The 19,188-nt window shown below is 55.5% G+C and carries 12 protein-coding genes; 4 read left to right on the top strand and 8 right to left on the bottom strand.

Annotation, left to right across the window (positions count from 1 at the left end; genetic code table 11):
* Complete coding sequence (gene pepN, locus N5J69_RS14925; protein WP_279771355.1) at positions 1 to 2,616, bottom strand: aminopeptidase N; 2,616 nt, start codon at positions 2,614 to 2,616, stop codon at positions 1 to 3.
* A gap of 243 nt (positions 2,617 to 2,859) precedes the next feature.
* Here pepN and pncB point away from each other — a divergent pair, with 243 nt between their 5' ends.
* From pncB to N5J69_RS14905, 4 genes are all read left to right on the top strand, one after another.
* Positions 2,860 to 4,065: a nicotinate phosphoribosyltransferase gene (gene pncB / locus N5J69_RS14920; protein WP_279771354.1), complete on the top strand. Its 1,206-nt coding sequence runs from the start codon at positions 2,860 to 2,862 to the stop codon at positions 4,063 to 4,065.
* 155 nt (positions 4,066 to 4,220) lie between these two features.
* Positions 4,221 to 5,621, top strand: a complete 1,401-nt coding sequence (gene asnS, locus N5J69_RS14915; protein ID WP_279771353.1) for an asparagine--tRNA ligase — start codon at positions 4,221 to 4,223, stop codon at positions 5,619 to 5,621.
* A gap of 300 nt (positions 5,622 to 5,921) precedes the next feature.
* A complete protein-coding gene (gene ompF / locus N5J69_RS14910) occupies positions 5,922 to 7,046 on the top strand; it encodes a porin OmpF (protein ID WP_279771351.1) in 1,125 nt (374 codons plus the stop codon).
* Positions 7,047 to 7,277: 231 nt separating this feature from the next.
* A complete protein-coding gene (locus tag N5J69_RS14905) occupies positions 7,278 to 8,468 on the top strand; it encodes an amino acid aminotransferase (RefSeq protein ID WP_279771350.1) in 1,191 nt (396 codons plus the stop codon).
* Between the two features lie 63 nt (positions 8,469 to 8,531).
* On the opposite strand, the gene N5J69_RS14900 is transcribed toward N5J69_RS14905, so the two are convergent.
* From N5J69_RS14900 to cmoM, 7 genes are all read right to left on the bottom strand, one after another.
* Positions 8,532 to 9,161 (bottom strand): MBL fold metallo-hydrolase, encoded by a 630-nt coding sequence (locus N5J69_RS14900; protein WP_279771349.1) that lies wholly within the window; start codon positions 9,159 to 9,161, stop codon positions 8,532 to 8,534.
* Positions 9,162 to 9,200: 39 nt separating this feature from the next.
* Positions 9,201 to 9,749: a YcbK family protein gene (locus N5J69_RS14895; RefSeq protein ID WP_279771345.1), complete on the bottom strand. Its 549-nt coding sequence runs from the start codon at positions 9,747 to 9,749 to the stop codon at positions 9,201 to 9,203.
* Between the two features lie 185 nt (positions 9,750 to 9,934).
* Positions 9,935 to 11,746 carry a L,D-transpeptidase gene (gene ldtD, locus N5J69_RS14890; protein ID WP_279771344.1) on the bottom strand — a complete coding sequence of 604 codons (1,812 nt, stop codon included), beginning with the start codon at positions 11,744 to 11,746 and terminating at the stop codon, positions 9,935 to 9,937.
* A 147-nt stretch (positions 11,747 to 11,893) separates the two neighbouring features.
* Entirely contained in the window at positions 11,894 to 16,381 is a 4,488-nt protein-coding gene (mukB, locus tag N5J69_RS14885) for a chromosome partition protein MukB (RefSeq protein WP_279771343.1), read from the bottom strand.
* On the bottom strand, positions 16,378 to 17,103 hold the full coding sequence (gene mukE, locus N5J69_RS14880) for a chromosome partition protein MukE (RefSeq protein WP_279771342.1): 726 nt from the start codon (positions 17,101 to 17,103) through the stop codon (positions 16,378 to 16,380). The genes mukB and mukE overlap by 4 nt, the downstream gene beginning before the upstream one ends.
* On the bottom strand, positions 17,084 to 18,406 hold the full coding sequence (mukF, locus tag N5J69_RS14875) for a chromosome partition protein MukF (protein WP_279771341.1): 1,323 nt from the start codon (positions 18,404 to 18,406) through the stop codon (positions 17,084 to 17,086). The genes mukE and mukF overlap by 20 nt, the downstream gene beginning before the upstream one ends.
* Positions 18,403 to 19,188, bottom strand: a complete 786-nt coding sequence (cmoM, locus tag N5J69_RS14870) for a tRNA uridine 5-oxyacetic acid(34) methyltransferase CmoM (protein ID WP_279771340.1) — start codon at positions 19,186 to 19,188, stop codon at positions 18,403 to 18,405. Before cmoM ends, mukF begins: the two co-directional genes overlap by 4 nt.

Genomic DNA, 19,188 nt, shown 5'->3' with positions numbered 1-19,188 from the left:
TCAGGCGTTCAGTGCCCGGGTAATTTTTTCGTAGAGATCGCCAGAGAGTTTATCCAGCTCCAGCAGCTGTTCCAGCGCCTGGCGCATCATCGCCTGACGGCCTTCGTCATAACGCTTGAGACGAATCAGCGGCTCCACCATTCGCGCCGCAACCTGCGGATTACGGGTGTTGAGGTCGGTGAGCATCTCCACCAGGAACTTGTACCCGCTGCCATCTTTAGCATGGAACGCGGCCGGGTTCGCCGAGGCAAAAGCCCCCACCAGCGAGCGAACGCGGTTCGGATTGCTCATGGTGAAAGAGCGATGATTCAGCAACTGACGTACATTGCGCATCACGTTGGCAGCCGGACTGGTCGCCTGCAGCACAAACCATTTGTCCATCACCAGACCATCCTGATGCCAGCGCTCATCGTAAGCCGCAAGCAGCGCATCGCGGCACGGTAACTGAGCCGCCACTGCGGCAGAAAGCGCGGCCAGTGCATCCGTCATGTTGGTCGCCTGCTGATACTGCGTCTGCACCAGTTTGTCCGCGAGTTGCGCATCGCCGAAGGCGAGATAGGTCAGGCAGATATTTTTCAGGCTGCGCTGACCAATCGCATCATGCTCCACGCGGTATTCAGGCTGCTGACTGGCGTTGTAAATCGCAAAGAACTCATCGGCCAGTTCGCGAGCCAGCGTGCGTTGCAGGGCGTCACGCACCAGTGAAATCGCCTGCGGATCGATAGTGTCAAAGAGCTCGGCAATCTCATTTTCTGACGGCAGTGTCAGGATCAGTGCGGTCAGCGCCGGGTCGCTGTCAGTATCGAGCAGCACGGCGCGGAAGGCATCGGCGACATGCAGCGGCAGCGACAGATGCTGGCCCTGCTGATAGCGGGCCACATTCAGACGGATGTAGGTTGCCAGCAGGCTCTGCGCCGCATCCCAGCGGGAGAAGTCGTTGCGCGCATGACGCATCAGGAAGGTGAGCTGAGCATCACTCCATTTGTAGTCGAGCTTCACCGGTGCGGAGAATTCACGCAGCAGCGACGGCACCGGCTGGAAGTACACGTTATCAAAGATAAAGGTCTGGAACTCTTCGGTGACATTCAGCACATGATGCACCGGATGGCCGTTATTCTGCAGCGGGATCACCTTGCCTTCACCGTCATACAGCTCGATATCCAGCGGAATATGCAGCGGCAGCTTCTCTTTCTGATCGGCAGTGGCTGGGGTGTGCTGCGTGACATGCAGCGTGTACTGCTCCAGCTCCGGATTGTAATCGTCGCGCACCGTCAGGACAGGCGTACCAGACTGACTGTACCAGCGGCGGAACTGCGACAGATCGACTTGTGAGGCATCTTCCATCGCCTGAACAAAATCATCACAGGTGGCGGCGCTGCCGTCGTGACGATCAAAATAGAGCCGCATCCCTTTCTGGAAATGCTCTTCACCCAGCAGGGTGTGCAGCATACGGATGACTTCTGACCCTTTTTCATACACCGTCAGGGTGTAGAAGTTGTTCATCTCAATGACCTGATCCGGACGGATCGGGTGTGCCATCGGGCTGGCATCTTCGGCGAACTGCGCACCGCGCACGATACGCACATTATCGATGCGGTTCACCGCACGTGAGCCCAGATCGGAGCTGAACTCCTGATCGCGGAACACCGTCAGTCCCTCTTTCAGACTGAGCTGGAACCAGTCGCGGCAGGTGACGCGGTTACCGGTCCAGTTGTGGAAATATTCGTGGCCGATGACCGCTTCAATGCCGAGGTAGTCTTTATCGGTGGCGGTTTCCGCTTTCGCCAGCACATATTTGGCATTAAAGACGTTCAGACCTTTATTCTCCATGGCACCCATGTTGAAGAAGTCCACCGCGACGATCATAAAGATGTCGAGGTCATACTCCAGGCCGAAACGCTCTTCATCCCACTTCATGCTGTTTTTCAGCGACGTCATCGCCCAGTCGGCGCGGTCGAGATTACCGCGATCGACGAAGATCTCCAGCGCCACATCACGCCCTGAGCGGGTGGTGAAGCTGTCGCGCAGGACGTCGAAATCACCCGCCACCAGCGCAAACAGGTAGCAGGGTTTCGGGAACGGATCTTCCCACTTCACCCAGCTGCGGCCCTGCTCATCCCGGCCGCTGTCAATGCGGTTACCGTTAGAGAGCAGGAAGGGATAGCGTTCTCCGTCGGCATAAAGGGTGGTGGTAAAACGTGCCAGTACGTCCGGGCGATCGAGATACCAGGTAATATGACGGAAACCTTCAGCCTCACATTGGGTGCAGAGCGCCTCGCCCGATTTGTAGAGCCCTTCCAGCGCGGTGTTCTGATCCGGATGAATATCATTGATGATTTTCAGGGTGAAGCTGTCCGGCAGCTGGCTGATCACCAGTGCACCCTCTTCTTCACGGAAGGCCGTCCAGGGTTGCCCATCGACCTCCAGCGCAATCAGCGTTAACGCTTCGCCGTCAAGTCGCAGCTCAGCCTGGCTGTCGCTCAGGCGTTTAACCTGGCTGATGGCCGTTACGCGGGTCGTGGACGCATCCAGTTCAAACGTTAAATCGATATCGGTGATGGTGTAATCGGGCGCACGGTAGTCGTGGCGATACTTGATTTGGGGCTGTTGCGTCATATTCCGTCTCGCGTTGTTATAAGTTTACCGGCAAAGTCTAAGCTTGTTACTACAAGCTTGCCACGCACAATGCACCTAAAGGGTGAAATGGCTACACTTTGTTAACAAAGGCACAGATTGGCCTCGACCCGCCCGACTGAAATATGCTGTGATCGGCCTCAGATAGTGAATTATACTTTTGCGTCTTTATGACTGTGTACAACACCGGGCACTGCGCCACCGAACAGGATGCTGAAACGCGCCATGACAGGACATGCTTCCCCGATACTGACCTCCCTGCTGGATACGGACGCCTATAAGCTCCATATGCAGCAGGCCGTTTTCCACCGCTATCATGACGTAACGGTGGCGGCGGAGTTTCGCTGCCGCAGCGACGAACTGCTGGGTCTCTACGCCGACGAAATTCGTGACGCGATTAATGCCATGCAACACCTGGCGCTGACTGATGATGAAGCGACCTGGTTATCTCACCTCCCCTTCTTCCGGCAGGATTACCTTACCTGGTTGCGCCAGTTCCGCTACAACCCGGAACAGGTTGAGGTACGTAATCACCACGGCAAACTGGAACTTCGTATCGAGGGTCCGTGGCGGGAAGTGATCATGTGGGAGGTGCCGCTGCTGGCGCTGATCAGTGAGATTGTGCATCGTCATCGCACGCCCGAGGTCACCACTCAGCAGGCGATTGACCACCTGCATCAGAAACTTGACAGCTTTAAGACGCAGGTCGCTGATCTTGATATGTCACGCTTCCGCCTGATGGATTTCGGCACCCGTCGTCGCTATTCGCAGGATGTGCAGCAGGCGATCGTCTCCACGCTGAAACAGGATTTTCCGTGGCTGATTGGCACCAGTAACTATGATCTGGCGCGTCGTCTGTCACTGACGCCGGTGGGTACCCAGGCGCATGAGTGGTTCCAGGCCTTCCAGCAAATTAGCCCGGTCCTTGCCAACAGCCAGCGTGCTGCGTTGCAGGCGTGGCTGGATGAGTATGACGATAAGCTGGGCATCGCACTGACCGATTGCATCGCCATGGATGCGTTCCTGCGCGATTTCGGTCCGGTGTTTGCCCGCCGCTATCAGGGACTGCGGCACGACTCCGGCGATCCGGTTGAATGGGGCGAAAAAGCCCTCGCCCACTATCAGACGCTGGGTATCGACCCGCAAAGCAAACATCTGGTCTTTTCTGATAACTTAAATCTTGATAAAGCACTGGCGCTTTATCGCCACTTTGGCCAGCGGACGAATGTGGTGTTCGGCATCGGTACGCGTCTCACCTGCGATATTCCGGGTGTCACACCCCTCAACATCGTTATCAAACTGGTGCAGTGCAATGGCAAACCCGTGGCGAAACTGTCAGACAGCCCGGGCAAAACCATCTGCCAGGATAAAGCCTTTGTCAGAGCCCTGCGCAAAGCTTTTGATCTGCCGCTGGTAAAAAAAGCGAGTTAACCCTTTCTTATCGGGGCGTTGATGCGCCCCGCCTCTGCTGTAATAAATCGGCTTTCCCCTGAATTTTGCTTGTTTCCTGAAGACTCACAAGTAACATAGCAAAACCCCGGATGGGGTAACTTTATTCCTCACTTCTTCTATATAGAGAGATATTTATGAGCGTAGTGCCTGTAGCGGACGTACTGCACGGTCGCGTCGCGGTTGACAGTGAAGTCACCGTACGTGGTTGGGTGCGTACCCGAAGAGATTCCAAAGCCGGTCTTTCCTTCATCGCTGTCTATGACGGCTCCTGCTTTAATCCCGTTCAGGCTGTCGTCAATAATTCTCTGAATAATTATCAGGATGAAGTGCTGCGTCTGACCACGGGCTGTTCCGTTATTGTCACCGGTAAAGTCGTGGCATCACCGGGTCAGGGTCAGGCATTTGAAATTCAGGCAACCAGTCTGGACGTGGTGGGCTGGGTGGAAGATCCGGACAGCTACCCGATGGCGGCGAAACGCCACAGCATCGAGTATCTGCGTGAAGTGGCTCACCTGCGCCCGCGCACCAACCTGATTGGCGCGGTCGCCCGCGTTCGTCATACTCTGGCGCAGGCGCTGCATCGCTTCTTCCATGAAAATGGCTATTTCTGGGTCTCCACACCGCTGATCACCGCCTCGGATACCGAAGGTGCGGGCGAAATGTTCCGTGTCTCTACGCTGGATATGGAAAACCTGCCGCGTAACGATCAGGGTAAAGTCGACTTCAGCGAAGACTTCTTTGGTAAAGAGGCATTCCTGACCGTTTCCGGTCAGCTGAATGGCGAAACCTATGCCAGCGCTTTATCGAAGATTTACACCTTCGGTCCGACGTTCCGCGCAGAGAACTCCAACACCAGCCGCCATCTGGCAGAATTCTGGATGCTGGAGCCGGAAGTTGCGTTTGCGACCCTGGATGATGCCGCCGCACTGGCAGAAGCAATGCTGAAGTATGTGTTCAACGCGGTACTGGAAGAACGCGCCGATGATATGGCCTTCTTCGCTGAGCGCGTGGATAAAGAGGCGGTTGAGCGCCTGCAGCGTTTCATCACCACCGATTTTGCCCAGGTTGACTATACCGATGCGGTTGAGATCCTGATGAACTGCGGTCAGACCTTCGAGAACCCGGTTTCCTGGGGTGTCGATCTCTCCTCTGAGCATGAGCGTTATCTGGCAGAGAAGCACTTTAAAGCGCCGGTCGTGGTGAAAAACTATCCAAAAGACATTAAAGCGTTTTATATGCGCCTGAACGACGATGGTAAAACCGTCGCGGCGATGGATGTTCTGGCGCCAGGTATTGGGGAAATCATTGGCGGTTCACAGCGTGAAGAGCGTCTGGATGTACTGGATGCCCGTCTGGAAGAAATGGGTCTGAATAAAGAAGATTACTGGTGGTATCGTGACCTGCGTCGCTACGGTACCGTGCCACATTCAGGCTTCGGTTTGGGCTTTGAACGTTTAATCGCCTATGTGACTGGCGTGCAGAATGTCAGGGACGTTATCCCGTTCCCGCGTACTCCACGCAATGCGAGTTTCTAAAATTCAGCATTAAATATAAGAAATTCATATATATAACGAGGTCGGCACTGCCGGCCTTTTTTTATTTTTGTAAATTTTGAGTTCTCTCACAAAGTTCCGTATTTTTTACATTTTGTAATACATATTTTCCTTTAGAAACCAGATTACGAGTTTAGTAGCATTTTCGCGCTAGAATTACGGCGGGTTGGATGGAAAGATGCGTGCAGACACAGGAAGACACCAAACTTCGTTCAGGGTTCTGTAAAGATTTCTTGACGGCAGTGGCAGGTGTACAAATAACTCCAATGAGGGTAATGAATAATGATGAAGCGCAATATTCTTGCAGTGGTTATCCCTGCTCTGTTAGCCGCCGGCGCAGCAAATGCTGCAGAAATCTATAACAAAGACGGCAACAAACTGGACCTGTACGGTAAAGCTGTTGGCCTGCACTATTTCTCTGATAACGATGCTGCAAATGGCGATGGCAACAACGGTGACAAATCCTACGTTCGTTTCGGCTTCAAAGGCGAAACTCAGATTAATGACCAGCTGACCGGTTACGGCCAGTGGGAATATAACATTCAGGCAAACAACTCTGAAGGTTCTGACGCACAGAATGGTAACAAGACCCGTCTGGGCTTTGCTGGTCTGAAATTCGGTGACGCGGGCTCAATCGACTACGGCCGTAACTACGGTGTGGTTTACGATGCAATCGGCTGGACCGATATGCTGCCAGAATTCGGTGGTGACTCAGGATACTCTGATAACTTCATGAACGGTCGTAGCACCGGCCTGCTGACCTACCGCAACACCAACTTCTTTGGTCTGGTGGATGGCTGGGACTTCGCCGTTCAGTATCAGGGCAAAAACGAACGTACCGACACTCGTCGTGCTAACGGCGACGGCTGGGGCGCATCAACCAGCTATACCTCACCAATCGGTGTTGGTGTTGTTGGCGCATACAGCAGCAGCGATCGTACCGACTCTCAGGCAGACGGCACCACTGATATCAACGGTAACGTTGTTGGTCAGGGCAAACGCGCTGAAAACTGGGCAACTGCTCTGAAATATGATGCAAACAACGTTTACCTGGCAGCGATGTACGGTGAAACCCGTAACTCTACGCCTATCTCTGTTGTCACTGGTCTGAACAACACCACCAGCGCGGCTTCTGCTAACAAAGCACAGAACATTGAACTGGTTGCACAGTATCAGTTCGACTTCGGTCTGCGTCCATCCATTGCCTACGTTCAGTCTAAAGGCAAGGACATCGAAGGCGTGGGCGATGCTGACCTGGTTAAATACATCGACGTTGGCGCGACTTACTACTTCAACAAAAACATGTCTACCTATGTGGACTATCAGATCAACCAGCTGGATGATAACAACGCGCTGGGTCTGAACACTGATGACACTGTAGCAGTAGGTCTGGTTTACCAGTTCTAATCCTGCTTAAAGCATGTTGAAAACGGGGCCCTGGCCCCGTTTTTTTATGCCCGTTATTTACCCATCCGCTTTTCTTCCCGCGCTTAAACTGCACTTTGGCCGCTGTATTTCCCGATAGCGAAATCAATGCCGCAAAATAGAGGAATTTGTCTCGCAAACGGTTGGCATTTGCCTGGCCGGGCGCTACCCTGACAGCTCTCTTGCTTACGTTCACGCTAATGGACCTGACACATGTTTGAATCGATCTCTGCTGCACCCGCCGATCCTATTCTCGGGCTGGCCGATCTGTTTCGTGCTGATGACCGCCCTGAAAAAATCAATCTGGGTATTGGCGTCTATAAAGACGAAACCGGCAAGACCCCGGTGCTGACCAGTGTTAAAAAAGCTGAGCAATACCTGCTGGAAAACGAAACCACGAAAAACTATCTCAGCATTGATGGTCTGGCGGATTTCGCCCGCTGCACGCAGGCCCTGCTGTTCGGCAACGAAAGTCCGCTGATCACGGCAGGCCGCGCTCGCACGGCGCAGACGCCGGGTGGCACAGGTGCGCTGCGCGTGGCGGCAGATTTTCTCGCTACGCAGACCGCTGTAAAGCGCGTCTGGATCAGCAACCCAAGCTGGCCGAATCATAACAACGTGTTCAATGCTGCCGGTCTTGAAGTGTGTGAATACCACTATTATGACGCAGCAAACCATACGCTGGATTTCGAGGGGATGCTGACGTCGCTGCAACAGGTTCAGCCTGGCGACGTGGTGCTGTTCCACGGTTGCTGCCATAACCCGACCGGTATCGATCCAACAGCTGAACAGTGGCAGCAGCTGGCGCAGCTGTCACAGGCTAATGGCTGGCTGCCGTTGTTTGACTTCGCCTATCAGGGCTTTGCCCGTGGTCTGGATGAAGATGCAGAAGGCCTGCGTATTTTTGCCGCCTCGCATCAGGAGCTGATCGTCGCCAGCTCCTACTCCAAGAACTTTGGTCTGTATAACGAGCGTGTCGGAGCCATCACCCTGGTGGCGGCGGAAGCCAGCGTGGCCGATACGGCGTTCAGCCAGGTGAAGTACACCATTCGTGCCAACTACTCCAACCCACCGGCGCATGGTGCCGCCGTTGTTGCCACCATTCTCGGCAACGACGCGCTCCGCACGATCTGGGAGCAGGAGCTGTCAGATATGCGCCAGCGCATTCAGCGCATGCGTCAGCTGTTTGTGAATACCCTGGCGGAAAAAGGTGCGCAGCGTGACTTCAGCTTTATCATTAAGCAGAACGGCATGTTCTCGTTCAGTGGTTTAACTAAAGACCAGGTGATTCGCCTGCGCGAAGAGTTTGGTGTCTATGCCGTTAACTCAGGCCGCGTGAATGTGGCGGGCATGACGCCAGACAATATGTCGGCGCTGTGCGAAGCCATTGTCGCCGTGTTATAACGCAGATGACGACACAAAAATGGGCCTGATGGCCCATTTTTTATTGCGGAAAAAAGCGGATTCTTACTGCAGGAAAGGATTGCTGATGCGTTCATGCCCCAGCGTGGAGATCGGGCCGTGACCGGGAAGAAACGTCACGTCATCGCCCAGCGGCAGTAATTTTGTGCGGATAGCCTCGATGAGCTGCTGATGATCGCCCTGCGGGAAGTCAGTGCGCCCAACGCCTCCCTTAAAAATCACGTCGCCTGAAATCAGCAACCTTCCGGGACGATCGAAGAACACCACATGACCGGGTGAGTGTCCCGGGCAGTGCAGGACTTCAAGCGTGGTCAGTCCTGCCTGCACGCTATCCCCCTCTTCCAGCCAGCGATCGGGCGTAAAAGGGGCGCACTCGTCAAGACCGAACATCCGGCTCTGCGTAGGCAGGGCTTCCAGCCAGAAGGCATCGCGCTTTTGCGGTCCGACAATCGGAATCTGATAGAAAGCCGCCAGTTCAACAGCGGCCCCGACGTGATCAAGGTGACCATGCGTCAGCAGAATCTGAGCGGGTTTACGTTTTAGCTGCTCCAGCGTTTGTTTGATCAGTCCGGCATCGCCGCCGGGATCGACCAGCGCGGCTTCGCCAGTGGTATCGCACCAGATGACTGAGCAGTTCTGGGCAAAAGCTGTAACAGGAATAATATGGTAATTCATAACGCTCCATGACCGGCTCACGCAGCGTTGCCGGTGTCGTTACCAGTGCCTGATCGGACCGGTATCAATATGTACAAAGTTACTGCGGGGATAATATCCTACACCACCCGCACGCAGAGATAACGCCGCTTTGCGTACATTCGCCAGTGAAACCCCTTCGATGTGGAAATCCATCGCCTGACCTTTGGTGTGATAGCTGTGTTTTGCGACGCCAGGGCCACTCTCACGTAGCATGTTGTTGGTTGCCAGTGAACGATAGCCGGAAACCAGCTGGATCGGTTTACGCATGCCCAGCAGCGCCTGCAGGCGGAAAATCTGGTCAAAAAGATGCGGATCGATGCTTTTTACTTTGTTGGCGCGGTAGTCACGGAAAAAGTGATTTAATCGTGACAGCTCATCCTTGTCGTAACTCTTACCATTAAAAAACTCAGTTTTAAGGGTTTCACCGGTGTGAAGATTATTAAGCATCAATACACGCGGGCGAGACGTAGAAAGCGAGGCCCTTGCACAATCTGGCAATAATGCCAGTCCGGCGGCGGCACTACCGCACAGCAGTAGTTTGCGACGAAAAGAATCAATAGTAGACATGTAACGGTTTACCTGAGAGTGAAGCCATAGAAATGTGCAAAAAGCGCACAGGCCGAACCATAACTTTCTCTCAGAGAAGCGTCAACCCATCTGACACGGGTTTGCGAGGCGATCCCAGGAGGGATCGCCATTTGATAATGTCTTTCGTTAATAAAGGTTCGCGGTGAACGATTTAAAATCAATTACTAGAGCAGCAATTGCTCAGCCCGACTCAGGGCCTGACTGCCTGAGCGGGCGGTGTCATCATAATTGTAAATATCTGTACGGAACTGCGGTTTGCCATCATCAGCGACCCACGCCGTCAGGTAATAGAGATTGACCGGAATGCGGTGACGAATCGGCACGTAGCGGGTATCACCCTCTTTTAACGTGCTGAATATACGGGAGTCGTTCCAGCCCGCATCCTGCAGTAATAAACCAGCCAGTTCAGACGCTTTGTTCACCCGCACACAGCCTGAGCTGAGCGCACGGATATCACGCTGGAACAGGTTGTGGTTTGGCGTGTCATGCAGGTAGATCGCATCTGAGCTTGGCATGTTAAATTTATACCGGCCCAGCGCATTCGCCACGCCCGGTGCCTGAATCAGCCGGTAAGGGAACGATGAGGCGGTTACCATGCGCCAGTCGATCATGCTGGGATCAATCACTTCAGCGTCAGCACTCCAGCCCGACAGCAGGGTATAACCATGCTTGTAGAGATAGGTCGGGTCCTGCTTCACTTTAGGGATGATATCTTTACGCACCAGCGTCGTTGGCACGTTCCACGGCGGGTTCAGAACAACATTATTCAGCGCACTGCGCATCAATGGCGTCTTGCGATCGGGACGTCCGACGATGACGCGCGATGAGAGGATCTTGTTGCCGTTGTTGTAATAGATCAGCGAGTAGTTGGCGATGTTGACCATGATGCCGTTATGCATATCGTCCGGCAGCAGACGCAGGCGCTGAATATTCAGCGCCAGCAGAGAAGCACGCATCTGCGGAGAGACGTTCAGCCACTGCCGTGTTCTGGCACCGATAGCGCCATCGCCATCCAGTCCCTGCCACTGCTGGAAACGCTTCACCGCCGCCACCAGCGTCTCATCGTAGATATTGGCGGTGTTACCTGCCAGCGTCTGATTCTGCACGTTACCCGGTGATTGTGGTGAAGGCGTAATCAGATTGCTGACGGGCGCGGCGGAAGGGCTCACCGCCACGGGCTGATCGCTGTGGCTCACCGGCGACGGCGCTACAGGCACCGCATCGTCATCCGGTGCGGGCGCATTGACCTGCGCTGTTAACATGCCACTGCGCTGCAGAATTTCACGCAGGGCAGGCACATCGTCACTGACCTGGCCCGGACGCAGGGTTTCACTGCTTTTTAGCTGCGGCCAGGGCTGTTTATCGCTGAGCAACGTTTTCAGTGCAGCGTGCATCGGCTGATACTGTGGGTGCTGCGGCTGCAGTGAAGCGATAAAGATGTTATCCGACCCCGCATTGACCGCGTTTTGCCACTGATTCACCACCGCCACCGACGGCTGCGTCAGCCTGTAGGGAACATTGCTGTAAAGCCAGGTTTCTCCCTGCGTCGGCACGTTCGAAACAAACTGCAGATAGCCCAGCATTGCATCTGAGAGCGTGACATCGCGGGCGAAGCCGGTAATAGCCGGGTTAGTCAGACGCTCAATCCAGCGCGTGAACTGCGGCTGCACGCCCGACAGCGCCACCTCGGCCAGTTGCTGCTGAAATGTCTGCACCGCCTGAGCATTCTGCCACAGCGGTTGCATATGACGGGACGCATAGAGCGTCGCCAGCGGGGCCTGATAAAAGGGCTGGTCGGAACTGGAAAAAGCCTGGCGGATGCGTTGCTGACTTTCGGAGACGGAGAGTGCCGCCTGCGTTGTCCCTGGCATCGCGGCGATAACAGCGGCCTGTGGTAGCGTAAATGGAATAGCAGTTAGCGCCAGCGCTAACAATGATAAAACGCGATGATGATTTAATTTTTTTACCAGCAACATCCCTGCCCCCTTATTTTTCAGCTTCGCAGCGCTCCCTGTATGCACTGCGACCGCGCCGTTACTCATGATCTGAGTATACAAACAAAAACGGCATTTGCCTCATGGGACAAATGCCGTTATCAGATTAACCAATGGTTCAGTTTTTGACTACGTTTCCGCCTGCGATTTTTCAGCAGTCAGATCGGGCAGCGCGTCCGCTTCGCTTTCCGCCCGCACCGGGGGAGGCTCGGCAGCAAAACCACGCAGCCCGACCACATGCACATGCTCGGTGTTATTAAACACCTTGCGCACCAGTTTATAGGTGGTGCCTTTCTCCGGGCTGATGTTCTCCGGTGCCGCAATCACCAGCTGCATCTCCAGTCGCTCACAGAGTTCAAACAGCGTGGCGATGGAGCGGGCATCCAGACGCGCCGCCTCATCCAGGAACAGCAGTCGGCATGGGGAAATATCTTTACCACGCAGACGACGGGACTCCTCTTCCCAGCTCTGCACCACCATCACCAGAATGGACATACCAGTACCGATCGCTTCACCCGTTGAGAGCGCACCGCTTTCTGCGCGCAGCCAGCCGTCGGAACCACGGTTAACTTCCACTTCCATCTCCAGATAGTTGCGGTAGTCAAGCAGCTCCTCACCGATGGTCTGTGGCGTGCGCTGACCCATGTCGATATGCGGATTGAGACGCTGATAAAGCTTCGCCAGCGCCTCCGAGAAGGTCAGACGATTGCTGTTAAACAGATCCTGATGCTGCTCGTGCTCTTCCGACAGCGTATCCAGCAACATGGCGTGGGTTTCACGCACGTTCACGTTGAGCCGCACGCTGCGTACCTGTCCAAAGCTCACGGTCTGCAGTCCCTGGTTGAGCTGACGGATACGGTTCTGTTCACGCTGGATCGTTTTACGGATGATGTTCGCCGCGCTGCGTGAACTGATCGCCAGCATCTGCTCACGTGCGGTCAGCTCTTCGGTCAGGCGATTCAGTTCAATTTCCATCTGTTCAATCGCTTCGACCGGATCGTCGGTACGGATAATATCCTGACGAATGCGCTCGCGCAGATGCTGATAAACCGCAATAAAGAACTGAATTTTACGTTCGGGACGTTTTGGATCTTCTGACAGGCGCAGTACGTCGCGCAGATGTTCGTTATCCGCCACCGCCAGACGCAGCGCACCCAGCGCTTTATCCGACATAGAACGCAGCTCATCGCCGCTCAGATAAGCCAGTTCACGGCGATGCAGACGACGCTCTACGCCATTCTCTTTCACCAGACGCAGTACGGTACACCAGCCCGCTTTCGCACTGACGACCTGCTCACGTACCTGATGATACTGACGCTCCAGCTGACGCAGGCGCTTCTGCAGGTTATCCATCTCGGCTTCGCAGAAGGTGAGCTGTTTCTCAAGCTGGTTGCGGCGGGCGCGATTGTGGCTCAGTGAAGTGTAGAGCTCGTCACGGCGCACGCGCGCACGTTCTTCTGCGCTGCTGTCAGCCTGGACGCCAATGTCCTGCATCTCCTGCTGCAGCTCTTTCAGCATGTCACGTTTGGCGTCATAAGCGCTTTTCAGCGAGGCCATCACCTGTGAATATTGCGTCAGCTGTGCCTGATGTTCACGCAGGCGATCGCGGCAGCGGCTGCGCTCGCCCTCAGCCTGCTCCAGACGCTGACGCAGCTTGTCGCTGAGATCGTTGTTGCCGTTGAGCATGCTGGCGGAGTCGTCATAGCTGAAGTGGGCGCGACGCTGCACCACTTCTGTCAGGGCAAAAGCCTGCTGACGCGCATTGCGCTGCTGCTGCTGCGCCTGCTGATAGTCAGCCTGCAACTGCTCGTGCTGTTCCGGATCGCTCTGCAATACGGCGATGATCGGTTCCAGTTTCGCCAGCTTAGCGCCATGCTGATGCAGGAAACGCGCCGCATCCTGAGCGGCATCAACCTGTTCACGGATCTCTTCGCAGCGATCGCCCAGGGTGTCATCCAGCAGCAGATTGACGCGTGGCAGCAGTCGGTTTAACTGCGACACGCCCTCTTTCGCCAGCGCATATTGCTGACGCTGCTGCTGATTATTACTCTCGTGCTCATTGAGCGCCCGCTCCAGTTCGCCCCGACGTGCGCCCAGCTGACGGATCTGCGCTTCCGGGTCGGCATCAAAGGCAACCGCCAGATGTGTGCCGATAAAGCGGCTGAATGACTGATGCAGACGCTGTGTTTTCTGCACATCGAACGACAACGTCGCGTAACGCTCAGCCAGTTTGTCGCGCTCAAGGTGCAGCAGCTCCAGCTGATTCTCACGCGCTGCGCGACCAAACAGGGGTATTTTCGGGAAGCGGGAGTAGCGCCACTGACGCTCTGCCACTTTCACCACGACGGCATTCTGAAGCTCATCAACGCTGAAGACGCTGTCATCAAATGACTGGGGATCCCCCTCGATCAGGTAGAGATCTTCCGGACACTCCTCCAGACCTTCCAGCATCTCACGCACCCGTGAGAGATCCGGTACGACGATTGCGTGACGTGACGGACCATAGAGCGCCGAGAAGTACGGCGCATCATCCAGCGTCACATCATCATAAATCTCAGACAGCAATACGCCGCCAAAGCGTTCGGCCAGCTGAGTCAGACGGGCATCTTCTGCACCGCCCGGCTGGCTGAGCCGCTCAATCTGCTGCTCGATATCCCGTTTGCGTGCCGCCACTTCGTCACGTTCGACGGTGGTTTCACGCTCACGCTCAAGCAGTTGCTGCATAAATTCGGTGACGTCCTGGCTGCTGTTCAGCGCCTGACCGGTCTGTTCGCTGAGCTGCGTCAGAATCTCCTGCGCCGCCAGCCAGTGCGGTGCACGGGCAGTCAGGCTGGTGATGCGCTCGCGCAGCTGTTCCAGCTCCTGACGCATCATCATACGCTGCTCACCGGCGTCCGAAACGCTGCTGTTCAGCTGCTCAATCTGTGCTTCAAGCTCCTGCTGCAGGCCTGCCAGCGCATCGGCTTCGTATTGCTGCCCCTGACGCTTGCAGAATTCGGCCAGCAGTCGCTCCGCCTCATGCTGCTCGCGCAGACGCTGTTCCAGCTCATTCAGACGCAGACGCAGCGAAGAAAGCTGTTCGGCGTGATGACGCTGGTTGCTGGCATCGCGCAGCAGTTCGCGGCCGGTTTGCCAGGCATCCTGGCGGGACACGTCACCGGCAATGCTGGTTACCAGCGCCAGCGCCTGTTCAAACTGACTGTGCGCGGCTTCCGCCACGCTCAGCTTCTGCTCCAGGCGCAGCAACCGTTCTGTCGCTTCTTCCTCTTTAGCCTGGAAACTTTCCTGCCATTCAGCAGCGTTGTCGATGGTCAGATCGGGCAGCTGGCAAAGCGTGCGGGCGCGTTCCAGCGCCTGCAAGGCCTGCTGATACTGGATAGCACGCGTTTGCTGCACGTCGAGTGCCTGCTGGAAATCGGCCAGCTGGCTTTTCAGCTCATCCACCTCCAACTCAGCCGCTTCGGCACGCGCTTCATTCTCTTCCTGAATTTCACGCGCTTCAGCAACGACTTCGGTCTGCTCTTCCAGCCGCAGCGTCAGATCTTCAATATCCGCATCGTAGCGCTCAATCTTCTCCTGCTGGCGCATCGCCGTCTGAACCAGGTTCAGGTGATCGCTGGCGGCCTGATAATCGACTTCGAGATCGTTTTCTGCACCACTGTGCTCGGACAGTTCGCGCGCCATTTCCACGTGACGATACTGCTCGGTGGCGAGTTGCTTACGGTTGCTGAACAGCTCATTGCGCAGCTGCAGCGCACTGTCGAGGTGTCCCCGGCGCTCGTTGGCGTGACGCATATAGTCTGCCGAAACGTAGCTGGTCGCCTCTGAGATAAGATGCTTAAAGAGATCGCGGTCAGACTGGGTAACGCGGATCGCCTCCAGCGTCATGCGGTTCTCGCGCAGGGCAGCTTCCATATCCTGGAAGGCTTTACGCACGCCACTGTTTTCAGGCAGCAGATAATCACGCAGCGATCGGGTAATCGCGCTGGAGATACCGCCATAGAGCGAGGCTTCGATCAGACGATAGAACTTGCTGCGGTCGCTGGCGGAACGCAGGCGACGCGGCACCACACCAAGATCAAACAGCATGGCGTGATAATCGGTAACGGAGTTATAAGCGCGGAACTGCACGCCTTCCTGTGCTTCAACCCGATCTTTTACTTCATTCAGCGGTAATACGCGTGCCTGCCGACTGTTAAGCACTTCTGTCAGCATATCGGTCGGATTGGTGTCGGTTGGCAGGCCGTGGATACTGAACGGCTTGATATCGACTTTTTTGTCGCGTCCGGCGACCTGTTGCAGACGGACACCGACCACCACGCGCTGATGGCGTGAGTTCACGACGTCCAGCATCGAGTAGCAGACGCCGGCCCGCAGTTTACCGTGCAGGCCCTTGTCACGGGAGCCAGACGTCGCGCCCGCTTCGGTGGTGTTACGGAAGTGCAGCAGCGTTAAATCGGGGATCAGTGCGGTGACAAATGCCGCCATCGTGGTGGACTTACCCGCACCGTTACCGCCTGACAGCGTGGTCACTAATTCATCAAGATCAAAGGTACGGGCAAAAAAACCGTTCCAGTTGATCAGCGTAAGCGAACGAAACTTTCCGCGCTCAATCATGCCTGTTCTTCCTCTGCGTTCTCACTCGCGTCACCTTCCTGCCCTTCACCTTCATCGGTGTCGACCGGCGCAGTCGCGTTTTCCAGTAGCATGGCTTCGCCATCGCGAATCAGGCGAAGCTGCGCTTCACGGGCGTCATCACCGCCGCGTACATCGGCACCAAAGCGGAACACCGACTCCGTGATGCGAAATTTGCTGCTGTCGTTGCCATAAAACCACACCATACCAAGACGGCGCAGGCGGCTCAGAGAGGCGCGCACTTTCTCCTGCAGTTTAGTGCGATCCAGATCCGAACCGGTTGAACGCTGGTTTACCAGCTTCAGCAGACGGTTCTCGTCGGCCAGAGAGAGCAGCTCGTCATACAGCTCCTGCTGTGTAAAGATGCCTTCATTAGCCAGGCGTTCCGGGCTGAGATAGAGATAGCAGAGGATTTTCCCGACCATCATGTCCAGCTCAGAGAGCACGGAACGCGGAATCAGCGTGGTTGAGCGCGGACGCAGATAGAAAAAGCCTTCCGGTGCACGAATCAACTCAACGTTATAGCGGTTGTAAAATTCTTCGAGAAATGACTGGTAGTCCATCAGAAAAGCGTGGTTATCCAGCTCTTCAATACCGATATGGCGTCCGGCGCGTAACTGGCTATCCAGCGCAGGAAAAATCGGGTTGGCCAGTGCCTGTGCCAGCTTAACCGGCATCACTTGTTCAATATTTGTCGATGACATGTGCCTGCACCTTGGCTCCGTAAATATTGATGGCTTGCCATTCCACAGGCAAACCGGCTAAATCAGCTTCCGCTACGCCCAGGCGCACCGCCTGATCCACCACAATGCGCGCCAGATCGAAATGGCGGGCGCGTGGATACTGGGCCAGGTAGTCACGCATTACTGATGCGAGGTTGAGCGGTTTCTGTTGCGATTTATAAACCTGCAGCGCTTCTTCAATCATGGCTGCCAGCTGTTCGCGAATTTCGTTGATCTCTTCGTATTCCATCTCTGGCGGCAGTTCGCCCATCACTTCGTCATTCCGCAGCGTCAGCGCCTCATCGCGCATGTCATACAGGCGGTCGGCATTGGCATAGGTCAGCGCCCAGGGCGCGTCGAAGTAATTCTGCACCGATACCCGCAGACGCTGCGCAAAGACGCGGTTTTTATCCATGTCGATGGCGGTACGAATGAATTTATGGACGTGGCGGTCATAGCCGATCCACAGGTCGATCGCCTGCTGGCCCCAGCTGGTAATACGGTCGAGCTTGCTTTGCAGATCAAACACCAGCTTATCGACGAAGCCCAGGTCCGGGCTGTCCAGCGTGGCATCCTGAATGCGCAGCAGGTTTTCCTGAAGTTTGTCGCCTGCCGCTTCCAGCGTATCCTGCAGTTCACGCAGGGTGCCGGAGGTTTCAGAGAGCAGCATTTCACAGCTGGAGATGGCCGCACGCCAGTCTTTATTCAGCAGTTCGGCGATATCGTTTTTCACCGCCTGTTGCTGTTCATCCATCAGACGCTGCGTCATATCAATGCTGTCGAAGATCTCGGCCACCGAATATTTCAGCGGCGCAAAAACATTGCGATGCCAGTGAAACTCATCGCCATTTTCCTGCGCGGCATCAGCGGCCCGCTTAAGCTCACTGGCCACAATTGACAGCTGCATCGACAGGCGCAGAGTCGAAAACTCACGCTGACGGATGTAGTAGTCGGTGATGCCGATCGCCAGCGGCGTCAGGCGATAGATGGCGTTGCCTTCGGTAAGTTCACTGGTAAAGCGGTTGAGCAGGCGCTGCCGCACCATATCGTTGATGGCGTTGTTGGCACGAACCAGCACGGTCTCATGGGTTTGTTCGAAAGCCTTACTGACGTGACGGAAAGCATCAATCAGATCGCCTTCGCTCATTTCGCCATCCATTCGCTCACCATTCAGGGTGGCGATTGCCAGCAAAAAGGCCAGACGTTCCACTGGCAGCGCAAGGGAAAAGTCATTTTTGCGCGCCCAGGATACCAGTTCAGGTACCGTCTGGGAAAATTCACTCATAATTCGTCCTTCTGCCCCGGTTTACGCGCGGTCACGTGGATGTAGCGCCCTAAGCTTAAAAAGGGTTCCTGACGGCAGTAACGCCGCTCCATCTCAATAATTTCGTCGTCGCTTTTTGGCTCGCCCTTCGGCGGTTTCATGTAGTCACTGAATACCCGGATCCCGGCACGCTGCTCAATCACAAAACCACACGCCTCCAGCCAGCGATAGACCTGTTCGGGATCGCGGGGATAGTCAGGCGACAGCGTGCGTTTTTTGCGTTTGGTCAGGTTGGTGCGCAGATAGCCGAAGTTACCCAGCGTTAAGGTGCGCAATGTCAGGCCGTGCAGATTGTAAAACATCAGCGACATAACCCCCCCTGGACGCAGCAGATCGAACAGCGCTTTAAGCACCTTCTCCGGTTCAGCGACCCACTCAAGCACAGCGTGGAACAATACCAGATCCACCGGCTTATCCAAATGTTCGCCCACCTGCTGCGCGCTAATTTGTCTGAATTGCATGTTGTGGCTCACACCCTGCGCCGCCGCATTTTCTGCGGCCCGTCGCAGCATCTCAGCAGAGAGGTCGCACAGCAGAACCTGATGGCCCTGGGCAGCAAGCCCGCTGGAGACCTGGCCGACACCGCCGCCAGCATCCAGCACCGAAAGCGGGTGTGGAGAGAGTCCGGGCAATATCTTTTCCAGCTCATCCCGGAGAATGGCCTGGCGTATTTTCCCTTTGGTGGTGCCGTAAATATTTTGCGAAAATTTATCCGCGAGATCGTCAAAGTTACGATCCTGCAT

Origin of the sequence: Pantoea sp. GD03673 (assembly GCF_029844725.1) — a bacterium.
Taxonomy (GTDB): Bacteria; Pseudomonadota; Gammaproteobacteria; order Enterobacterales; family Enterobacteriaceae; genus Pantoea.
Note: the sequence above shows the minus strand (reverse complement) of the source record. Positions and strands in the feature narration are given on the sequence as shown.